The following is a 19,185-nucleotide window of genomic DNA, read 5'->3' as shown; positions in this document are numbered from 1 at the left end:
GATTTGGGCGCAGATCTAGTCGGGAGAGAAACATGTTGCACCGTCGCCTGCCACTACGCCGTCCTGCCAAAGCCCTGCTGGCCGCCTCCGCCGCGGTTGCCCTGTTCGCCACCGCGGCCTGTTCGTCGGGCGGTTCCGGCTCGAACAGCGACTCCGGTTCGGAAGGTTCGGAGAAGGTCATCCACCTGGCCCTTGGCCAGGACGTCGACACCTTGTTGCCGATGGACTCCAACGTCGGCGACAACATCGGCGTCCTCGACGTCGTCTTCGACGGCCTGGTCCGCTACGACCCGAAGACCACCAAGCCCTACAACTACGTTGCCCAGAGCATCGATACCAGCGACAACAAGGTCTGGACCATCAAGATCAAGAAGGGTCTGACCTTCTCCAACGGTGAACCGGTCGACGCCGCCTCGTTCGCCCGGTCCTGGAACTATTCGGCGTACGGCCCGAACGCGATGGCGAACAACTACTACTTCGAGCGCATCGAGGGTTACGACGCCATGCAGGGCGAGACCGATGACGACGGCAACGTCACGGTCAAACCGAAGGCCAAGGAACTGTCCGGGGTCAAGATCGTCGACGACCTGACCATGAAGGTGACGTTGACGGCGCCGTTCGCAGGCTTCTCCACCATGTTGGGCTACACCGGCTTCTTCCCCGCCGCGAAGGCGTGCATCGCCGACATCAAGGCGTGCACGACCAAACCGATCGGCAACGGCCCGTTCAAGATCGACAACTGGAACCAGGGTGTCGAGCTCACCGCCAGCAAGCGCAAGGACTACAAGCTCTCCGAGGTGCCCAACTACGACAAGATCGACTGGAAGGAATATGCCGGATCCAGCTCATGGCCGGACTTCCAGGCCGGTGATCTGGATCTCGGTGCACCGCCGCCCGAGCAGTGGCAGCAGGCCAACAACGATCCCGATCTGAGCTCGCGCAAGGTCACCAAGGAGACCGCGGACCTGACCTACCTCGGCTTCCCGCTGTACCGGAAGAACCGGCCCTGGGACAACATCGAGTTCCGTAAGGCGATCTCGATGGCGATCGATCGCCAGAAGATCATCGACACCGTCGTGCCGAGCCAGTCGGTGCCGGCGACCAGCTGGGTCGCCCCGACCATCCCGGGCGGCAAGGCCGACACCTGCGAATGGTGCAAGTTCGACCCGGCGGCGGCGAAGGCTGCATTGCAGAAGGCCGGCGGCTGGCCGTCGGACAAGGTGCTCAACATCTACCTCGGCAAGGACGACACCAGCGAGGCGTACTTCAAGGCGATCGGTGATCAGCTCACGTTGAACCTCGGCATCAAGTACAAGCTCATCCCGAGTGAGGACTTCTTCGCCGAACGCAGCGCCCGGAAGTTCGACGGCGCGTACCGGAACAACTGGTTCCCCGACTACCCGCTGAACGAGAACTTTCTGGCGCCGGTCTACGCCAGCGGTGACCCGAAGAACGGCAATACCAACTTCGGCTACTACGACGCCGACTTCGAGAAGGCCATCAAGGCCGGTGACCAGGCACCGGATATCGATGCGGCCATCGCCAAGTACCAGGAGGCCGAGCAGGTCCTGGCCAAGGACTTCCCGACCATCCCACTGGACTTCTCCAACTCGATCACCTTCTACAGTGACCGGGTGGACAACATCGTGATCAACCCGTTCAGTGGTGCGACCGAGCTGCGTCAGCTGAAGTACGTCGGCTGACCGAGGGAAGCGAAGGTCATCACTGATCCCAACCCGAGCTGACTGATCTTGGTCTCCTATGTCGTACGGCGGGTGCTGCTGGGGCTGCTCACCGTGTTGCTGGTGCTGCTCCTGCTCCACCTGCTCACCACACTCGCCATCCAGCTGAACGGCAACCCGGCGTTGGCGTTCTTCGGTGATCACGTGCCGTCGGCGTCACAGTTGCACGCCGTCGAGGTGCGGTACGGGCTGGACGATCCGTGTTACGACCAGCCCGGCAACCCGTGCCTGGGACCGTTCTGGGAGCGGTTGGTGCAGTACGCACACGGCGATTTCGGCACCGACCTGCAGGGGCGGCCGCTGACCGAGCTGATGGCCCAGGCGGTGCCGAACACCCTGCGGCTGTTCGTGATCGTGACGATCACCTGGTTGATCATCGGCATGCTGCTCGGTTCGGTGGCGGCCCGCTTCCGCGGCCGGCCGATCGACCACTCGATCCGGCTCACCTCGGTCCTGATCGACGCCTTCCCGGTGTTCGTCATGCTGGTGGTGTATCGGTTCATCTTCACCGTCCCGTTGACCACCTGGGCCCGTCGCACCTTCGGGTCGGATTCGATACCCGCACTGCTGTTCAAGCCGTCCTACAGCAACGATCATCCGTGGATCACCCTGATCGTCCCGGGACTGTTGCTCGGGCTGACCGGCTGTGCGCCTTTCCTGCGGTTGGTGCGCGCTGCACAGCTGGAGAACTACAACGCCGAACACGTCCGAACAGCACGATCGAAGGGGCTGAGCAACGGGCACGTCACCGCGTACCACATCGTTCGCAACTCCTCGGTGCCGGTGGTGACCGCCGTTGGCTTCGTCTTCGCCGACGCACTGTCCGGCGCGGTCATCACCGAGGGCGTGATGAACATCCGCGGGATGGGCAACCTGCTCTGGCAGTCGGTACAGAAGAGTGACGTGTCGGTCGTGGTCGGCGTGGTCACCATCCTGTCCGTGGTCACGATCGGCGTGATGTTGCTGGTCGACCTGGCCTACGCCGCCCTCGACCCGAGAATCCGCTACGACTGATGGGCTGCAGAGTAATGAGGGATCCGCTATGACGAGCGTCGCAGTCGATCTTGACGTCAGCACAGACCGGCAGGGCGGCACCTGGGCCGCGGTCGGCCGGCACATGCTGCGCCGGCCCGACGTGATCATCGCAACCGCGATCGGCGTCTTCTTCATTCTGGTGGCCGCCTTTCCCGGTCTGTTCACCCGCACCGATCCGCAGCGCTGCGACATCTCCGTGGCGAAGTTGAAGCCCCGCGGGTTCGGCCACCCACACCCGTTCGGAACCGACATCTCCGGCTGTGACGTGCTGGCTCAACTGGTCCACGGCGCCCGGCCGTCATTGCTGCTGGCCTTCACCGTGGTCGGTGCCTCGCTGATCATCGGCATCACGCTCGGCCTGTTGTCCGGCTTCTATCTGGGCTGGGTGGATGCGATCGTGTCGCGGCTGCTCGAGGTCTTCCTGGTCATTCCGCTGCTGCTGGCCGCCCTGCTGCTGCTCTCCCTCTTCCGCAACATCGATGCCGGTGACGGCGATTTCGCGACCATCGTCCAGCCGGCGATCGTGCTGACCGGATTCGGCTGGATGGGCTACACCCGCTACGTCCGGGCGGCGGTCCTGGAATCGAAGAATCTCGACTACGTCCGGGCGGCACGGGCCCTCGGTGCGTCGGATCTGCGGCTGATGTTCAGCCACATCCTGCCGAACGCCATCGCGGCGGTGACCGCCCTGGTACCGACCGCGATCGCCGGTGTGATCTCCGCCGAGGCCGTTTTGGCCTTCCTGGGTATCGGTGTCCGGCCACCGGCCATCAGCTGGGGAATCATGATCAGCAGCGGCGCCCCCTGGTTCACCGGCGGCTACCCGTACCTGCTGCTCCTCCCGCTCGGCTGTCTGCTGGCGACGGTGCTGTCATTCGTCGTGATCGGCGACAACCTTCGCGATGCCCTCGACCCGAAGCTGAAGTGATCATGGCGAATCCGACGACGCAGAGCATGACCCCGGTGCCGGCTACCGACGCGCCGGCGCCGTTGCTGGAGGTCGACGACCTCCGGGTCGAGTTCCGGGTCGGCGGCCGTACGGTGTCTGCCGTCAACGGGGTCTCGCTCACCCTCGACCCCGGGCAGACGCTGGCCGTCGTCGGCGAATCAGGCAGCGGCAAGAGCGTCACCGCCCAGGCGATCATGCGGCTGCTGCAACAGCCACCCGCCCGGATCACCGGCGGCCAGATCCGCTTCCGGGGCAGGAACCTGCTGGCCCTTCCGGAAGCGGAGCATCGGGCGGTCTGCGGTGAGCACATCGCAATCGTCTTCCAGGACGCGCTCGCTGCCCTCAACCCCGTCTACAGCGTCGGCTTCCAGCTGACCGAGGCGCTCCGCAAGCGGCGGCACGTCTCCCGGTCCGAGGCCCGCAAACGTGCGATCGGGTTGCTCGACCTGGTCCAGGTACCCAATGCCAGGCAGCGGATCCGGGAGTATCCGCACCAGTTCTCCGGCGGTATGCGGCAGCGGGTGATGATCGCGATGGCGCTCGCCCTGGAGCCGGAGGTGTTGATCGCCGACGAGCCGACGACAGCCCTTGACGTCACCGTGCAGGCCCAGATCATGCGGCTGCTCGCCGACATCCAGTCAGAACGGCAGATGGGGCTGATGTTGATCACCCATGACCTCGGTGTCGTCGCCGAGGTCGCCGACCAGGTCGACGTGATGTACGCCGGCCGGGTGGTCGAAGCCGCATCGGTCGACCGGATTTTCGCCCGGCCGGGCCATCCGTACACGGCCGCTCTGTTGCGCTCGATCCCGCGGTTGGACCAGAAGGGTCAGCAACTCGAGGTGATCAGTGGCCGTCCTCCGGAGTTGACCCACATCCCGCCGGGTTGTCCGTTCCATCCCCGCTGCCCGCGCGCCGAGGACGTCTGCCGCACCGATCCACCGCCGTTGCTGCGTGACCTCGGCGGCGGCCGGCGGGCCGCCTGTCACTTCGCGGAGTAGCGGCTCGGTCCGCCGCGGACGGATCTGTGAAGAGTCCGGCCGGAAGGCTGAACGAACAGCTAACCGGATGGTTCAGCGCGCCGGCGTGCCATGCCGACGCCCCGTCAGCGGACGAGACGGACTGGTTGCAGGTGCAGACCCTGTACGACCTGTTGCTCGGCCATGACCGACCACCGATGGTCGGCCTCAACCGGAGCGTCGCACTGGCCTCCGTCGACGGCGCCGAGCCGGCGCCGGCCGAGCTGGATGAGTTGGCGGAGACGCTGGCGGGCTATCACCTGCTCAGCATCCGGCTCAGCGGTCGGGGCTCGACCGGACAGCCGGCCGACCGGACGCAGGGATCGCGCAGGATGGTCAGGACGGGCCGACGAGACAATCGACCAGCACCTTGACCCGGGCCTTCCGGTGGTCTGCCGGCAGCCGGCCGTCCCGCGCCAGCGTCGCGAGCCCGTGCAAGGAACTCCAGACGACTTCGGCGTAGGTCTCCCGATGATGATCACCGGCGGCCGGTGCCACTGATGCCAGCACCTCGTCGAATGCCTGCCGCAGCGGGCCCGGCGTTGCGTCGTCGGCGAACACCAGCGTCGTCGGCGCGGCGAACATGATCCGGTAGAGCTCCGGATGCGCCTCGGCGAAGTCCAGGTACGCCTCCGCCAGTCGGCTGATCATCGTACGCGGGATGCGCGCACTTCCCCGCCGATCACGGATCGCCGTACCCAGCTCGACGAACCCGTCCAGCGCCAATGCGGCGGCGATCCCCGCCTTGCCGTCGGGAAAGTGTGAGTACAGCACAGGCTGGCTGTACTCGATGGCATCGGAGAGCCGCCTGGTGGTGACCGCCTCCCAACCGTCCCGTTCCGCCAGCTCACGCGCGACGGAGATGATCCGCCGCTCACGCTCTGCTCGGTCCCGCGCGCGGCGCTCCTGGATTGCCATGACAGAAATCCTAGCACTGCTAGACACGCGACGAGCATTGCGCTACTGTTGCTCTACTTTCTAGCATTGCTAACTTCGGAGGAACGCGAATGCATACCGTCGGACTGGTTCTGGCTTGGTTGGTCGCTGTGATGATCATCTGGGTCGGGGTGATGTACCTGCTCAAGAACGAGGCCAACGCGGCCGGCTTCGGGCTACCGAACCTTCCCGACCGGCCTGCCCGGGCGTGGTGGCAGCTCAAGGGCGTTCGGGACGTCACCTCGGGCATCGTGGTGATCCTGCTCAGTCTCGTACAGCCCACCGCACTGCCCTGGCTGATCATCGCCGAGACCCTGATCCCGTTCGGAGACATGCTCGTCGTCCTGGGCAACCGTGGCAGCCGGGCTCGAGCCTTCGGCATTCACGGCCTGACCGCGGCGGTGATGATCATCGCGGCGGTGCTGCTCTGGCTCGGGTGACGTTCGGATCGTACGGATCAGGACCGATGGGCGCAGATGCTCAGCTCCGACGGGGCGAACTGGTCGCGCAGCCGGATGCCGTGGTCGTAGTGCTCGTCGTCCAGTGGCAGGTAGTGGATCGGTTCCTCGGTCAGCACACCGGACAGGCGGGTGACCAGGAGTTGCTCCTGCTGCGCGACGGAGGCACGATCAAGATCCCGCGCCCTGGTGATCAACTGGGGCCGCAGCGGCAGCATCCCGGTGTACCAGAAGGTGCCGTGCAGCATGGGCCACAGCACGTCCTCGATGTGGCCGCTGATCCCGCGCGTCCCCAGCGAGCCCGGCCGGTCGCCCGCAGAGACCACGATCAGGGCGCGTTTGCCGGCCAGCAGTCCGTCGCCGTACTTGCGGACCCGTCCGCTCTGCGGATCGACCACGTCGTAGCCGAAGCCGGCCTGGAAGACCCGGTCGAACCAGCCCTTGAGGATCGCCGGCGGCCCGTACCACCACAGCGGGAACTGGACGACGAGCAGGTCGGCGGCGAGCAGCTTGTCCTGCTCGGCCGCGACCTCCGGGCCGCCCTCGGTGGTCAACAGTGGATCCCAGCCCGTCGCGTACAGATCGGATTGGTCGACCTGCCACCCGTGCCGCTGCAGGGCGGACACACCGACGTCGCGCAGCCGTCCGTTGAGGGACCGCTGCTGGGGATGGGCAAGTACCCAGAGGGCTCGGCGACTGGAAACCATGCCTCCACTGTGGTTTGAATAGTCAAATGGCGCAAGTACGCACAACTTCGTCAGGTAGTGACGAATTGGATACCAATGGGGGCCCGCGACCGTCGGTGCTGCGGTCGCTCGACGTCTGCCCGGTCGAGGTGGCGATGGCCGTGCTCGGCGGTGCCTGGAAGCTGACCGCGGTCAAGTACCTGCTGCAGCGCACCCATCGTTTCGGCGACCTGCGGCGCGCCGTCGGCCCGGTCACCCCACGGGTCCTGACGCGTCAACTGCGCGAACTCGAGGCCGACGGCATCGTCACCCGGACGGTGTACGCGCAGGTGCCGCCGCGGGTCGAGTACTCCCTCACCGACCGGGGCCGCAGCCTCGAGCCGATCGTCACCGCCCTCGACGCCTGGGGTGCCGACTACCAGTCGACCGTCGCCGGGGCGAGGCCGCGCTAGCCGTTGCCGCACCAGATGCAGCAAGCCGCACCGTGTACACACGGTGCGGCTTGCATTAGGTGGTGCGGCGGTGGGCCGGGATTCAGGCGACGGGCGCCTTCGTCTCGGAGGGATCCACCTGGATGCCCGGGCCCATCGTGGTGGACACGGTCACCTTCTTGATGTACTTGCCCTTGGAGCTGCTGGGCTTCAGGCGCAGCACCTCATCCAGCGCGGCGAAGTAGTTCTCGGTCAGCTGCTCGGTGCTGAACGACGCCTTGCCGATGATGAAGTGCAGGTTGGAGTGCCGGTCGACCCGGAACTCGATCTTGCCGCCCTTGATATCGGACACGGCCTTGGCCACGTCCATCGTTACGGTGCCGGTCTTCGGGTTCGGCATCAGACCACGCGGGCCGAGCACCCGGCCGAGCCGGCCGACCTTGCCCATCAGATCCGGGGTGGCGACGACGGCGTCGAAGTCCAGGTAGCCGCCGGCCACCTTCTCGATCAGCTCGTCGGAGCCGACCTCGTCGGCGCCGGCCTCCTTGGCCTGGTTGGCCCGATCCCCGGTGGCGAAGACGAGGACCCTTGCCGTCTTGCCGGTTCCGTTGGGGAGGTTCACGGTGCCGCGGACCATCTGGTCCGCCTTCCGCGGGTCGACTCCAAGCCGCATCGCCACATCGACGGTCTCGTCGAACTTGGCGGAGGCGCCTTCCTTGGCCTTGACCAGAGCGTCAACCGGGCCGTGGAGTTCCTCGGGGTTGATCTGCTCTGCTGCTGCCTTGTAGTTCTTGCTGCGCTTCATGGCTAGTTACCTCTCAACTAGTTCTGGTGCGGGCCGCGCGAGGCCCTCCCAGGTCGGCCGATCCCGGACGCGATCTGCGACGGGTCAGCCTTCGACAGTGACACCCATCGAACGGGCGGTGCCCTCGACGATCTTGACGGCGCCATCGATGTCGTTGGCGTTCAGATCAGGGAGCTTGGTGTTGGCGATCTCACGGACCTGGGCGGCGGTGATCTTGCCGACCTTGCCGGTCAGTGGATTGCTGGCACCCTTGGCGACACCGGCTGCCTTCTTGATCAGCTCGGCGGCCGGCGGGGTCTTGGTGACGAACGTGAAGCTGCGGTCTTCGTAGATGGTGATCTCGACCGGGATCACATTGCCACGCTGGGATTCCGTTGCGGCGTTGTACGCCTTGCAGAATTCCATGATGTTGACGCCGTGCGGACCGAGCGCGGTACCGACCGGCGGTGCGGGAGTCGCGGCGCCCGCTTGCAGGGCAACCTTGACCAGCGCCGCAACCTTCTTCTTTGCGGGCATAACTTGGGTCCTTACTTCATGACTTGCCGGGACGATCCCGGCCTCTTCCAACCCGGTACAGCACCGGTGCCGTACGGGAAATTCCTGGGGCTAGACCTTCTGGATCTGCGAGAAGGTCAGGTCGACCGGGGTCTCCCGGCCGAGGATCTCGACCAGGGCCTTCAGCCGCTGCGCGTTGGCGTTGATCTCGGTGATCGTCGCGTGCACACCGGCGAACGGGCCGTCGATCACCATCACCGAATCGCCCGGGGCGAAGTCGGCGACCTCGACCTTCTTCTTCTTGCGGGCCGGGACCTCCTTGTTCGCGGTCGCGGCCGCGACGACGGCCGGAGCAAGCATCTTCTCCACCTCGTCCAGCCCGAGCGGCACCGGATTGTTGGAGTGCCCGACAAAACCGGTCACCGACGGCGTGTGGCGGACGGTCGACCAGGACTCGTCGGTGAGGTCCATCCGGACCAGCACATAACCCGGCAGCGTCGTCCGCTTGACGGTCTTGCGCTGACCGTTGCGGATCTCGGTGACCTCCTCGGTCGGGACCACGATCTCGTGGATGTAGTCCTCCATGTTCAACGAGGTCACCCGGTTCTCCAGGTTCTGCTTGACCCGGTTCTCCATGCCGGAGTAGGTGTGCACCACGTACCACTCACCGATCTTGGCGCGCAGTTCGGTGCGGAACGCCTCCAGCGCGGCCTGCTCCGCGGCGTCGGCGTCCTCAGCCGCCTCTTCCTCCTCGGCCTGCTGTGCCTCGTCGGCCTCGGTGCGGAAGTCGAGGTTGATGCCGGCGTCGGACTCTCCGAACGAGCCCTCGCCGAAGTCGAGATTGATGTCGACGTCGGAGCCACCGCCGGAGAAGCTGTCGCTGCCGAGGTCAACCTCGAAGTCCTGCTCCTCCGCACCGCCCGGCTGCTCGGTCGGGGTCTGCTGCTCGGTTGCGGTCTGCTGCTCGGTTGCGGTCTGCGGGCTTTCCGGCGACTCCTCGTCCTTGGGCTCGGAGTTCGTGGGAAAGTTCTCTGACACGTCGCTCTCTCCGTCGTCTGTTCGATCGTTCTGGCGGTCGTTCTGGTGGTCGTACTCGGTCATCAGGTGAACGCCTTCAGCATCAGCCAGCCGAACCCGTAGTCCAGCCCGGCGACGATCGCGATGATGATCAGGACGAAGATCAGCACCACCACGAAGTAGTTCGCCAGTTGCGGCCAGGTCGGGTAGACGACCTTCTGCAGTTCCGACACCGAGCCTTTGATGAAGCTGATCGGACCCGACCGCCGGTCCTGCTCCGCAGTGGCCCGCTGCTTGGGCGTCGCCCGGCCCTTCCGGCCGCGTCCGGTTGCCCCGGACTCGGCCACATCACGGCCGCCGCGGGAGGCCGAACCGGACCGGCTGGCCGCACCCACACCGACCAGTTCCCGGTCGCCGTTCCCGTCGAAGTCGTCGCCATCGAACTCGTCGTCGGAGTCAGGCTGCGAATCGTCCTCGTCGGCGTCCGCGGAATCGTCGAACTCGCCCTCACGGTCGTCCAGCGCGTCGAGTTCGTCGTACTCGCCCTGCACACCGTCGGTTCGGGGGTTGGCAGAGTCGGATCCGGTCAGACCCTCGTCGGGTGCCGAATCGGTGTCCTTCTCTTCTGCCACGTTCTGCGATTCCTCACTCGGTCGGTGCCCACGCGTTCGCCTGAACTGCCAAAGGCGGACCTCTCCTAGCGCAGGGCATGAGGGACTCGAACCCACAACCTTCGGTTTTGGAGACCGATGCTCTACCAATTGAGCTAATGCCCTACGGCAGCTTCCGGCCTGCCGAGCCCTGTTCTTGGGCGCAACCGACCATGGTGAAACCACCAAGACGAAGAGTGTACGCAACCCGGCGCCCAGATGCGAACTCGCCGGTCTCAGCCGGAAGAAAAGCAGGGACCGGCCGCCGACCCTCATGCTAGCTTGGCCGTGCCGTGGTCGGTTCCGACCGGCGAGAGGAGGTGTCCGCGATGTTCGACCCGAAGATCTGTTCCGAGTTGCCCGCGTCCCCTCCTGCCCCAGCGCGCTGATCTTCTCAGCGACACCGCTCGTATCGACGTGTATCGACCAGCGGTGACCCACGGACCGGACGGGCGGGACGCTTCGTCTGTGACGACTTGTCTGTGGAGATGACACGTGAAGCGAAGGAAGACCAACCCACGACCCGATGAACGAACGGCGCTCACCGAGCGGCTGGACTGGCACCGGGAAACCGTCCTGCTGAAGTGCGAGGGCCTGTCCGAGGCAGACGCCCACCGCGCGTTCCTGCCCTCACCGCTGATGACGATCGCCGGCCTGGTGTCGCATCTGCGCTGGAACGAACACTCCTGGTTCGAGGTCAGCCTGCTGGGCCGACCCAATCGTGGACCCTGGACCGACGGCGGCCACCCCGACGTCGAAATGATGGTCGACGACGTACCGCTCGGCCGTCTGGTGGACGAGTACCAGGAGCAGTGTGAGAGGTCGCGGCGGATCGTCGCCGGCCTGGATCTGGACGCGGTCGAAGCCGCCCCGCCGACCCATGGTGAGCAGATGTCGCTGCGCTGGATCCTGCTGCACATGATCGAGGAGACCGCCCGGCACAACGGGCATCTCGACGTGTTGCGGGAGTTCGCCGACGGGGTCACCGGCGAATAGTCCTGCCCCGGTAGTTCCGTCGGCAGGGGGCTGAACCCCGGGGGTCACGACACGCCGCACGAATGAGTGATTTTGTGACCCCTCGGCGGTCAGTCGTCGGACTCGGCGTGGGCGATGCTGGTCAGTTGCCGCCAGACCAGCACCAGGGTGATGCCGGCGCCGGCGAAGGCGAACCAGAACGGTGCCACGACACCCCACTTCTCGGCGATCCCACCGCCGATCGCCTGCCCGGCGATGATCCCGCCGAAGACGCACATCATGTAGACGGCGCTGACCCGGCCCTGGAACCGACGGGGGACGGCCCGCTGCCGGACGGTGTTGGAGACGGTGCCCCAGACGAAGGCGTACGCCCCGAACTCGACCATGATCACGATGGCCAGCCAGCCGGCCGTGGTCAGGGCGAAGGCGGCGTGGGTCAGCACCTCGAGCAGCAGGCAGACGCGCATGATGTTGGCCAGGGAGAAGCGCACCTCGATGCGCCCGTAGAGCGCCGTACCGATGATGCCGCCGACCGCCGACCCGGTGGTCAGCAACCCGAAGCCGACCTCGCTCATCCCGAGCCGGTCCCGCGACCACAGCACCAGCACCGACCACGCCGCCGCCCAGGTCACGTTGAAGACCAGGATCACCAGGGCGAGCGTCCTGACGGCTGCATGTCCCCCGATCCAGCGCAGCCCCTCACCGATGTCGCGGAGCACATGGGTTCGCTCGCCGGTGGCGTCGGCCCCGGTCATCAGTTCGGTCTCCCCGCCGGAAGCGGCGATCTTGGAGACCAACAGCACGGCGAGCAGCACGCAGACCACCTGGACCACGAACGGCCAGGCCGCTCCGGCGGCGAACAGGGAACGCACCGACGGGCGGGCCGAGCAACTGGTTGCAGGTCAGGAAACCTGCCTGGAGTCGCTGGTTACCGGTGCCGAGGTCGGCCTTCTGGACCAGCATCGGGAGCAGGGTCGAGGTGGTGGTGTCGGCGAAGACCTCTGCCACCCCATAGAGCAGCATGGCGCTCAGCACCAGCGAGATGTTGACCCTGCCGGTGAAGATGGTGACGCACAGGGCGGCGATCACCAGTGAGCGCAGGGTGTCGGCGACCATCACCACCTTGCGCCGGTCCAGCCGGTCGGCCAGCGCGCCGGCCCAGAGCCCGAAGGCCAGCCAGGGCAGTTTCTGGACCAGGGCCGCGAGGGCGACCAGGAAGGCCGAGTCGGTCTGCGAGGCGACCAGCAGCGGGCCGGCCGCAACGGCGATCCCGTCGCCGATGTTGCTGGTCCAGGACGAGGCGAGCAGCCAGCGGAACCGCCGGCCCATCCGCGCGGGGACGATGACCTCGACCAGAGCGCTCACAAGCTCGGAAGCCTATCCGGGCGGGCCGGCTATCCGATCACGAATTTCGATCGGCCCGCCCGATCACGATCCGTCGAGCTGCTTGCGGACCGCGGCCAGCAGGACGCACGTCGCGACTCCGTCCATCGCGGCCTCTACCTGGTCAAGCGGCGGGAAGGTCGGCGCGATCCTGATGTTGCGATCCGCCGGATCCTTGCCGTACGGGTAGGCCGAGCCGGCCGGGGTCAGCGCGATGCCGGCCTCCTTGGCCAGCCGAACAACCTCGGTCGCGGTGCCGTCGACAACGTCCAGGCTGATGAAGTATCCGCCGTGCGGCTCGGTCCAGGTGGCGACACCGTACGCCCCGAGCCGCTCGGCGAGGATCTTCTCCACCGCCTCGAACTTCGGGGCGATGATCGCCCGATGGTTGCGCATCAGGGCACGGACGCCGTCGGCGTCCTTGAGATACAGGGCGTGCCGCAGGTGGTTGACCTTGTCCGGGCCGATGGTCCGCTTGGCCAGGTGGCCCAGGTACCAACCGACGATTGCTTGCGACCCGCCGAAGAAGGAGACACCGGCGCCGGCGAAGGTGATCTTGGACGTCGAGGCGTACACGAACACCCGGTCCGGGTTCCCGGCCTCGGCCGCCAGCCCGAGCACGTCGACGGCGGCGATCTCGTCGTCGGTCAGGTGGTGGACCGCGTAGGCGTTGTCCCACAGGATCGTGAAGTCAGCGGCGGCGGTCGGCATCGAGACCAGCTCACGGGTGACCGCCTCGCTGTAGACGGCGCCGTTCGGGTTGGCGTAGGTCGGCACCACCCAGATCCCCTTGATCGCCTCGTCGGCGGCGACCAGTCTCTTGATGGTCTGCAGGTCGGGACCGTCGGTGCCGAGGTCGACCGGGACCAGTTCGAAGCCGAGCTCCTGGGCAAGATGGAAGTGCCGGTCGTAGCCAGGCGTCGGACAGAGGATCTTGTGCGGTTGCCCGGCCCACGGCGTACCGCCCGGCCGGCCGTGCAGAAGGGCGAAGGCCAGGCTGTCGTGCATCACCGACAGGCTGGAATTGTCCGCGGCCACAAGCTGCTCGGTCGGAATGCCGAGCAGCTCGCCGAAGATCTGCCGGATCTCGGGCAGCCCCTCCAGGCCCCCGTAGTTGCGGACGTCCGTGCCGGACGCCGACGTCGTCTGCCCGGTGCCGGGGAGCGTCAGCAGGTCGTTGGACAGGTCGAGCTGTTCGGCCGATGGCTTGCCGCGGGTCAGATCGAGCTTCAACCCCGCGCTCTTGAGCTCGGCGTAGCGGGCGGTCAGGTCTTCGGCCAGGGCAGCAAGTTCTGCCGCTGACAGCTCGGCCAAGCTCATGGTGACGGATTCCTCGATTCGGTGGCAGTGACCCGACGAGGAATTCTAACTGTCCGCGTCCGGGGAGGCTCGGACGGCATTACAGTGCGCGCATGGCAGGCAATGACGCATCCAGTAGCACCGTGACCGACACCACGTCCAACGCCAACATAGCGACCTGGCTGACCAGCCAAGCGGCGATCAGACCGGACGCTCCGGCGGTCAAGCAGGGTGAGCTGACCATCAGCTACGCCCGGCTGGACGACGCGTCGGCCCGGGCCGCCGCGCTGCTGGAGGCCCACGGAGTGAAGGCCGGGGACCGGGTCTCGCTGATCATGCCCAATGTCGCCTACTTCCCCATCGCCTACTACGGCATCCTCCGCTTGGGCGCGGTGGTCGTTCCGACCAATCCGCTGCTCAAGGCCGGCGAGATCAGCTATGTCTGGCAGGACTCCGAGGTGTCGGTCGCGGTGGTGCTCGACATGTTCGCGCCGGAGGCGGAGAAGGCCGCCAAGGACACCGGCACCGAGGTGATCACCTTCGTCCCTGGCCGGATCGAGCAACAGCTCGCCGACCACATCCCGAGAACCGAGATCACCCGGCGGGACCCTGACGACACCGTTGTGATCTTGTACACCTCGGGCACGACCGGCAGGCCGAAGGGTGCCGAACTCACCCAGCACAACATCAGCAGCAACGTGATCACCAGTGTCGACACGCTGTTCCACGGCGGGCCCGACGATGTGATCTTCGGCGGCCTGCCGCTGTTCCATTCGTTCGGCCAGACCTGCGCGATGAACACCTCGGTCTACGGCGGTTCCTGCCTGGCGCTGTTGCCGAGGTTCGATCCAGTCGAGGCGTTGAAGATCATCGAGAAGGAGAAGGTGACGACCTTCCTCGGCGTTCCGACCATGTACATGGCCCTGCTCGCCGTGCCGGACAAGGAGTCCTACGACACGTCGAGCCTCCGGCTGGCCGTGTCGGGCGGGTCGTCGCTGCCGGTCGAGGTGCTGCGAGGGGTCGAGCAGACCTTCGATCTCAAGCTCCTGGAGGGGTACGGGCTGTCCGAGACGTCTCCGGTGGCGACCTTCAACCACCCGGACCGGCCCAGCAAGCCCGGGTCGGTCGGCATCCCGATCCACGGTGTGGAGATCGCAGTGGTCGGCCCGGACGATCTGGAGTTGCCGGCCGGCGAGGTCGGCGAGGTGGTGATCCGCGGCGAGAACATCATGAAGGGCTACCTGAACAAGCCGGAGGCGACCGCCGAGGCGATGCGGAACGGCTGGTTCCACAGCGGTGATCTCGGCCGGCTGGACGATGACGGCTTCCTCTTCATCGTCGACCGGGTCAAGGACATGATCGTCCGGAACGCGTACAACGTGTATCCCCGGGAGGTCGAGGAACTGCTCTTCACCCATCCGGCCGTCGCCGAGGCTGCAGTGGTCGGCGTACCGCATCCGGAACACGGCGAGGAGATCGCCGCACTGATCACGCTCAAGCCCGACGCCGAGGTGACCGAGGACGAGATCCGGGAGTGGACCAAGGAACGGATCGCGGCCTACAAGTACCCGCGGATCGTGAAATTCGGTGCGATCCCCAAGGGCCCGACCGGCAAGGTGCTGAAGCGGGAGATCAAGATCAACTGACCGTCACAGCGGCTGCCCGACCGACCCGACCAGGGCGCTGTGCGCGCCGAGGCGAACGCTCCGGGCGTTGTCGAACACCGCTTCGCCGACGGTCAGCAATTCTCCGTCGACCGGCGCGCCGAGCTGGACACTGTTCTCCGTGTCAGCAAAGTTGATCACGATCACCAGTTCGCCGCGCCGCACCGTCAGGGTCCGATGAACGTCGTCGGCCGTCGCGGTGGAGCGATAGAAGCGCGGGTCGGTGATGTCGGGAAGCTCACGGCGCAGGCGGAGCAGCTGCCCGGTGAAGGCCAGCAGTTCGGCGTGCTCACCGGTCCGGGGCTCCGACCAGTCGAGTTTGGAACGCAGGAAGGTCTGCGGGTCCTGGGGATCGGGAACCGACGAGGTGTCCCAGGACATCCCGGCGAACTCCTGCAGTCGCCCTTCGGCCACGGCCCGGCCCAGCTCGGGTTCGGGATGGCTGGTGAAGAACTGCCAGGGCGTCGAGGCTCCCCACTCCTCGCCCATGAAGATCATCGGGGTGAACGGGGCGAGCAGGGTGACCAGGGAGGCGAGCTGCAGCCGGCGGTGGTCCACCATGGACGACAGCCGTTGCCCAGCTGCCCGGTTGCCGATCTGATCATGGTTGTCGGAGCACACCACCAGCCGCCAGGTGGCGGTGCGCTCCTGATCAAGGGGGCGACCGTGACTCCGGCCGCGGAACGATGAGCCTGTCCCGTCATGGAAGTAGCCCCGTTCGATGATCTTGGCCAGCGCCGACGGCGAACCGAAGTCGGCGTAGTAGCCGCTGGTATCACCGGTCAGGCCGGCGTACAGGGCGTGATGGAAGTCGTCGCTCCACTGACCGGTCAGGCCGTAGCCGCCGGCCTGGGTCGGGGTGATCAGCCGCGGATCGTTGAGATCGGATTCGGCGATCAAGGTCAACGGCCGCCGCAGGTGTGCGCTGAGCGCGTCGACCTCTCCCGCGAGTTCTTCCAGGATGTGCTGGGCCCGGCTATCGACCAGGGCGTGGACGGCATCGAGTCGGAGCCCGTCGACATGGTAGTCGCGCAGCCACATCAACGCGTTCTCGATGATGTAGGCGCGGACCTCGTCGGAGTCCGGGCCGTCCAGGTTGATCGAGTCTCCCCAGGTGTTCCCCCGCCCCTCGGACAGGTACGGTCCGAACCGGGGCAGGTAGTTCCCGCTCGGGCCGAGATGGTTGTAGACGACGTCCTGGATCACCGCGATCCCCCGCTGGTGGCAGGCGTCGACGAATTCCTGGTACGCCCGGGGGCCGCCGTAGCTGTGCTGCACGGCGTACCACCCGACACCGTCATAACCCCAGTTGTGCTCGCCGTTGAAGGCGTTCACCGGCATCAGCTCGACGGCGTCGATGCCAAGATCGACAAGGTGGTCGAGGTGCGCGATGGCGGCGTCGAGCGTGCCCTCGCCGGTGAAGGTGCCGACGTGCAGCTCGTAGATCACCGTGCCGGCCAACTGCCGGCCCGTCCAGAGTTGATCATGCCAGGCGAATCCGGACGGGTCGTAGCTCTGTGACAGCCCGTGCACGCCGTGGGGCTGGTGTCGGGAGCGTGGGTCGGGCAGCGGCGTCGGATCGTCGTCCAGCAGGAAGCCGTAGTCGACCTCGCCGCCGACCCGGTCCGTCAGCTCCGCCGGCAGTTCGGCCGGCCGCCACCAGTCGTTCTCGTCTCGCACCAGTTCGATCCGGTGCCCGTTCGCGACCGCCGTGACCCGTTGCGGTCGCGGCGCCCAAAGGCTGAGTGTCTCGGGAGTGATCACAGTATGCAGTTCACCAGATTCGGTTCGGGAACCAGTTCGATGCCGAACCGGTCGTGTACGCCGGTCCGGATCGTCCGGGCCAGTCGCAACAGGTCGTCGGCGGTCGCGCCGCCACGGTTCGTGATGGCCAGCGTGTGTTTGCCGGACAGGGTGGCCGGCGGCGTTCCGTAGCCCTTGCCGAAGCCTGCCTGTTCGATCAGCCAGGCGGCGCTGGTCTTGACACTGCCGTCCGGCTGGCGGTAGCGCGGAGCGGAGGGCGGGAGCAATTCGTCGGTTCCGGCAGGAAGGATCGGGTTGGTGAAGAAGGATCCGGCACTCCAGGTGTCATGATCATCATCATCCAGCACCATGCCCTTGCTCCGGCGCAGGTCGAGTACCGCATCCCGTACGGTCGCAGCGTCGACCCGGGTGCCGAGCGGCACGTCGAGGGTCTGCGCCAGCTGGGGGTAACCGATCGGCGCGGACAGCTCACCGATGGGCAGTTGCAGGGCGACTGTCAGGATCACGTACCGGCCTGGCTCGGCCTTGAAGCGTGACCACCGGTAGCCGAAGCCACAATCGCCGACGGCGAAGGTCTTCTGCTGCCCGGACCGCCGGTCGAGGGTGCGCACCGAGGCCAGTGTGTGGCTGATCTCCGCGCCGTAGGCGCCGACGTTCTGGATCGGGGTCGCGCCGACCAGACCGGGGATGCCGGACAGCGCCTCCAGCCCGCACCAGCCCTCGGCAAGGGTCCGGGCGACTAGCTCGTCCCACGGCTCGCCGGCGGCGACGGTGACCATCGCACCCGAACAGCTGCTGACCTCGGCCTGCACGCCGCGGGTGTCGATCTTGATCACCGTGCCGTCGAAGCCGTCGTCGCCGATCAGCAGATTCGATCCGCCGCCGACGATCAACAGCGGTTCACCGGCGGCATCAGCCTGCCGGACAGCGTCGACCAGCCCGGCCTCGGTTGTCACGGTGATCAGCTTCGCTGCCGGTCCTCCGACCCGGAGGGTGGTGAGTTCGGCCAGTTGTACCCCCGACTGGGCGACCGCAGTCATGAGACGTCGACCTCGGCGGTCGCCATGCCGAGCACCTTGTCGTCTCCGTGCCGGGCGTCCAGTTGGATCGTTGCGACACCGTCGTTGATCTTGGTGACCTTACCGGTGACGACCAGTTCGGCGCCGGCCTCGTCGTCGGGAACCTGGATCGGGCGGGTGAAGCGGACGAAGGCGCCGCGGACCCGGACTGGATCGCCGGCCCAGTCGGTGACGGCCCGCAACGCCAGGCCCATGGTGAGCATCCCGTGGCCGATCACCCCGGGCAGACCGAGCGCTCTGGCATGGAAGTCGGAGTAGTGGATCGGGTTGAAGTCCCCGGCCGCTCCGGCATAGCGGACGAGGGTCTCCCGGGTCAGCCGGACGACCAAGGTCGGCAGCTCGGTGCCGATCTCGACCGGCAGTTCGATGGCGGTCATGCCTGCTCCCGGGTGTGCAGGAAGGTCGACGACGCCGTACAGACCACCTCGCCGGTCGAAGTGGCCAGCGTGACACTGGAGTTGATCATGTCGACGGATCCTCGAACGCGAACCTTGTCGATGGTCAGGGTCGCCGTCACCGTGTCGCCGGCGCGGAGCGGTCGTGCATGGCTGATCCGCTGGTCGCCGTGCACGATGCGCTCCAGCGCGAGGCCGAGATCGGCGTCCTGCCACAGCGCCTGCCACGCCTGTCCGGCGATCACCGCGGCGAAGGTCGGCGGCGCGATCGGTTCGTCACCCCGGTAGGCGGGATTGCCGTCGCCGAGCGCCGCCGCGAACTCGGCGATCTTGGCGCGGGTGACCTCGTACGGCTCGGTCGGTGGGTAGCTGCGGCCCGCGTGGCTCTCCGAGATCATGGCTG

The 19,185-nt window shown here is 66.6% G+C and carries 22 protein-coding genes and 1 tRNA gene; 9 read left to right on the top strand and 14 right to left on the bottom strand.

Annotated features, from left to right (window positions below):
* Positions 1-32 precede the first annotated feature (32 nt).
* From GJV80_RS21800 to GJV80_RS23340, 5 genes are read left to right on the top strand one after another with little or no spacing between them, the layout of a single operon-like run.
* On the top strand, positions 33-1,703 hold the full coding sequence (locus GJV80_RS21800; RefSeq protein ID WP_154689696.1) for an ABC transporter substrate-binding protein: 1,671 nt from the start codon (positions 33-35) through the stop codon (positions 1,701-1,703).
* Between the two features lie 48 nt (positions 1,704-1,751).
* Entirely contained in the window at positions 1,752-2,756 is a 1,005-nt protein-coding gene (locus tag GJV80_RS21795; RefSeq protein ID WP_154689695.1) for an ABC transporter permease, read from the top strand.
* Positions 2,757-2,784: 28 nt separating this feature from the next.
* Positions 2,785-3,705 carry an ABC transporter permease gene (locus GJV80_RS21790; protein ID WP_154689694.1) on the top strand — a complete coding sequence of 307 codons (921 nt, stop codon included), beginning with the start codon at positions 2,785-2,787 and terminating at the stop codon, positions 3,703-3,705.
* 2 nt (positions 3,706-3,707) lie between these two features.
* Positions 3,708-4,727: an ABC transporter ATP-binding protein gene (locus GJV80_RS21785; protein ID WP_230207928.1), complete on the top strand. Its 1,020-nt coding sequence runs from the start codon at positions 3,708-3,710 to the stop codon at positions 4,725-4,727.
* A gap of 26 nt (positions 4,728-4,753) precedes the next feature.
* Positions 4,754-5,119: a hypothetical protein gene (locus GJV80_RS23340; protein ID WP_195909069.1), complete on the top strand. Its 366-nt coding sequence runs from the start codon at positions 4,754-4,756 to the stop codon at positions 5,117-5,119.
* Here the strand turns inward: GJV80_RS23340 and GJV80_RS21775 are convergent.
* Entirely contained in the window at positions 5,082-5,663 is a 582-nt protein-coding gene (locus GJV80_RS21775) for a TetR/AcrR family transcriptional regulator (RefSeq protein WP_154689693.1), read from the bottom strand. The two genes, GJV80_RS23340 and GJV80_RS21775, sit on opposite strands and share 38 nt — an antisense overlap.
* An 89-nt stretch (positions 5,664-5,752) precedes the next feature.
* Here GJV80_RS21775 and GJV80_RS21770 point away from each other — a divergent pair, with 89 nt between their 5' ends.
* Positions 5,753-6,121, top strand: a complete 369-nt coding sequence (locus tag GJV80_RS21770; RefSeq protein ID WP_154689692.1) for a DUF4267 domain-containing protein — start codon at positions 5,753-5,755, stop codon at positions 6,119-6,121.
* A gap of 17 nt (positions 6,122-6,138) precedes the next feature.
* Here the strand turns inward: GJV80_RS21770 and GJV80_RS21765 are convergent, their stop codons facing one another.
* Positions 6,139-6,846 carry an NAD(P)H-dependent oxidoreductase gene (locus GJV80_RS21765; RefSeq protein WP_154689691.1) on the bottom strand — a complete coding sequence of 236 codons (708 nt, stop codon included), beginning with the start codon at positions 6,844-6,846 and terminating at the stop codon, positions 6,139-6,141.
* A gap of 65 nt (positions 6,847-6,911) precedes the next feature.
* On the opposite strand from GJV80_RS21765, the gene GJV80_RS21760 reads away from it, so the two are divergent.
* Positions 6,912-7,277, top strand: a complete 366-nt coding sequence (locus tag GJV80_RS21760; RefSeq protein ID WP_230207927.1) for a helix-turn-helix domain-containing protein — start codon at positions 6,912-6,914, stop codon at positions 7,275-7,277.
* A gap of 82 nt (positions 7,278-7,359) precedes the next feature.
* On the opposite strand, the gene rplA is transcribed toward GJV80_RS21760, so the two are convergent.
* The 5 genes from rplA to GJV80_RS21735 all read right to left on the bottom strand — a co-directional run bounded on the left by rplA (position 7,360) and on the right by GJV80_RS21735 (position 10,349).
* Positions 7,360-8,061 carry a 50S ribosomal protein L1 gene (gene rplA, locus GJV80_RS21755; protein ID WP_154689689.1) on the bottom strand — a complete coding sequence of 234 codons (702 nt, stop codon included), beginning with the start codon at positions 8,059-8,061 and terminating at the stop codon, positions 7,360-7,362.
* 84 nt (positions 8,062-8,145) lie between these two features.
* Positions 8,146-8,577, bottom strand: coding sequence for a 50S ribosomal protein L11 (gene rplK, locus GJV80_RS21750; protein WP_154689688.1), 432 nt, complete (start codon positions 8,575-8,577; stop codon positions 8,146-8,148).
* Between the two features lie 90 nt (positions 8,578-8,667).
* Positions 8,668-9,657: a transcription termination/antitermination protein NusG gene (nusG, locus tag GJV80_RS21745; RefSeq protein WP_154689687.1), complete on the bottom strand. Its 990-nt coding sequence runs from the start codon at positions 9,655-9,657 to the stop codon at positions 8,668-8,670.
* A complete protein-coding gene (secE, locus tag GJV80_RS21740; RefSeq protein WP_154689686.1) occupies positions 9,657-10,205 on the bottom strand; it encodes a preprotein translocase subunit SecE in 549 nt (182 codons plus the stop codon). Before secE ends, nusG begins: the two co-directional genes overlap by 1 nt.
* A gap of 71 nt (positions 10,206-10,276) precedes the next feature.
* A tRNA-Trp gene (locus tag GJV80_RS21735) sits at positions 10,277-10,349 on the bottom strand.
* Positions 10,350-10,718: 369 nt separating this feature from the next.
* Here GJV80_RS21735 and GJV80_RS21730 point away from each other — a divergent pair.
* Entirely contained in the window at positions 10,719-11,219 is a 501-nt protein-coding gene (locus GJV80_RS21730; protein WP_154689685.1) for a DinB family protein, read from the top strand.
* A gap of 89 nt (positions 11,220-11,308) precedes the next feature.
* Here GJV80_RS21730 and GJV80_RS24700 read toward each other — a convergent pair whose 3' ends face one another.
* The 3 genes from GJV80_RS24700 to GJV80_RS21720 all read right to left on the bottom strand — a co-directional run bounded on the left by GJV80_RS24700 (position 11,309) and on the right by GJV80_RS21720 (position 13,901).
* Complete coding sequence (locus tag GJV80_RS24700) at positions 11,309-12,013, bottom strand: MFS transporter (protein ID WP_255455503.1); 705 nt, start codon at positions 12,011-12,013, stop codon at positions 11,309-11,311.
* Positions 11,898-12,563: an MFS transporter gene (locus GJV80_RS24695; RefSeq protein ID WP_255455502.1), complete on the bottom strand. Its 666-nt coding sequence runs from the start codon at positions 12,561-12,563 to the stop codon at positions 11,898-11,900. The genes GJV80_RS24700 and GJV80_RS24695 overlap by 116 nt, the downstream gene beginning before the upstream one ends.
* Positions 12,564-12,626: 63 nt before the next feature.
* Complete coding sequence (locus GJV80_RS21720; protein WP_154689684.1) at positions 12,627-13,901, bottom strand: aminotransferase class I/II-fold pyridoxal phosphate-dependent enzyme; 1,275 nt, start codon at positions 13,899-13,901, stop codon at positions 12,627-12,629.
* A gap of 92 nt (positions 13,902-13,993) precedes the next feature.
* Between GJV80_RS21720 and GJV80_RS21715 the strand changes: the two genes are divergently transcribed.
* Positions 13,994-15,526 (top strand): long-chain fatty acid--CoA ligase, encoded by a 1,533-nt coding sequence (locus tag GJV80_RS21715; RefSeq protein ID WP_154689683.1) that lies wholly within the window; start codon positions 13,994-13,996, stop codon positions 15,524-15,526.
* A 3-nt stretch (positions 15,527-15,529) separates the two neighbouring features.
* Here the strand turns inward: GJV80_RS21715 and treZ are convergent, their stop codons facing one another.
* From treZ to GJV80_RS21695, 4 genes are read right to left on the bottom strand one after another with little or no spacing between them, the layout of a single operon-like run.
* Positions 15,530-17,308, bottom strand: coding sequence for a malto-oligosyltrehalose trehalohydrolase (treZ, locus tag GJV80_RS21710; RefSeq protein WP_230207926.1), 1,779 nt, complete (start codon positions 17,306-17,308; stop codon positions 15,530-15,532).
* The gene (locus GJV80_RS21705; protein ID WP_154689682.1) at positions 17,305-18,348 is read right to left on the bottom strand and encodes a UDP-N-acetylmuramate dehydrogenase; all 1,044 of its coding nucleotides are present in this window, start codon (positions 18,346-18,348) and stop codon (positions 17,305-17,307) included. Before GJV80_RS21705 ends, treZ begins: the two co-directional genes overlap by 4 nt.
* The gene (locus GJV80_RS21700; protein ID WP_154689681.1) at positions 18,345-18,764 is read right to left on the bottom strand and encodes a MaoC/PaaZ C-terminal domain-containing protein; all 420 of its coding nucleotides are present in this window, start codon (positions 18,762-18,764) and stop codon (positions 18,345-18,347) included. The genes GJV80_RS21705 and GJV80_RS21700 overlap by 4 nt, the downstream gene beginning before the upstream one ends.
* Positions 18,761-19,180: a MaoC family dehydratase N-terminal domain-containing protein gene (locus GJV80_RS21695; protein WP_154689680.1), complete on the bottom strand. Its 420-nt coding sequence runs from the start codon at positions 19,178-19,180 to the stop codon at positions 18,761-18,763. Before GJV80_RS21695 ends, GJV80_RS21700 begins: the two co-directional genes overlap by 4 nt.
* Positions 19,181-19,185 lie beyond the last annotated feature (5 nt).

This window comes from Microlunatus sp. Gsoil 973, assembly GCF_009707365.1.
Lineage (GTDB): Bacteria > Actinomycetota > Actinomycetes > Propionibacteriales > Propionibacteriaceae > Microlunatus.
This window is presented reverse-complemented; position numbering and strand designations above follow the sequence as displayed.

Coding starts and splice junctions, on each gene's coding strand:
- GJV80_RS21800 (WP_154689696.1), top strand. CDS start 33: ATGTTGCACCGTCGCCTGCCACTACGCCGTCCTGCCAAAGCCCTGCTG.
- GJV80_RS21790 (WP_154689694.1), top strand. CDS start 2,785: ATGACGAGCGTCGCAGTCGATCTTGACGTCAGCACAGACCGGCAGGGC.
- GJV80_RS21785 (WP_230207928.1), top strand. CDS start 3,708: ATGGCGAATCCGACGACGCAGAGCATGACCCCGGTGCCGGCTACCGAC.
- GJV80_RS21775 (WP_154689693.1), bottom strand. CDS start 5,663: ATGGCAATCCAGGAGCGCCGCGCGCGGGACCGAGCAGAGCGTGAGCGG.
- GJV80_RS21770 (WP_154689692.1), top strand. CDS start 5,753: ATGCATACCGTCGGACTGGTTCTGGCTTGGTTGGTCGCTGTGATGATC.
- GJV80_RS21765 (WP_154689691.1), bottom strand. CDS start 6,846: ATGGTTTCCAGTCGCCGAGCCCTCTGGGTACTTGCCCATCCCCAGCAG.
- rplA (WP_154689689.1), bottom strand. CDS start 8,061: ATGAAGCGCAGCAAGAACTACAAGGCAGCAGCAGAGCAGATCAACCCC.
- rplK (WP_154689688.1), bottom strand. CDS start 8,577: ATGCCCGCAAAGAAGAAGGTTGCGGCGCTGGTCAAGGTTGCCCTGCAA.
- nusG (WP_154689687.1), bottom strand. CDS start 9,657: ATGACCGAGTACGACCACCAGAACGACCGCCAGAACGATCGAACAGAC.
- GJV80_RS21720 (WP_154689684.1), bottom strand. CDS start 13,901: ATGAGCTTGGCCGAGCTGTCAGCGGCAGAACTTGCTGCCCTGGCCGAA.
- GJV80_RS21715 (WP_154689683.1), top strand. CDS start 13,994: ATGGCAGGCAATGACGCATCCAGTAGCACCGTGACCGACACCACGTCC.
- GJV80_RS21705 (WP_154689682.1), bottom strand. CDS start 18,348: ATGACTGCGGTCGCCCAGTCGGGGGTACAACTGGCCGAACTCACCACC.
- GJV80_RS21700 (WP_154689681.1), bottom strand. CDS start 18,764: ATGACCGCCATCGAACTGCCGGTCGAGATCGGCACCGAGCTGCCGACC.
- GJV80_RS21695 (WP_154689680.1), bottom strand. CDS start 19,180: ATGATCTCGGAGAGCCACGCGGGCCGCAGCTACCCACCGACCGAGCCG.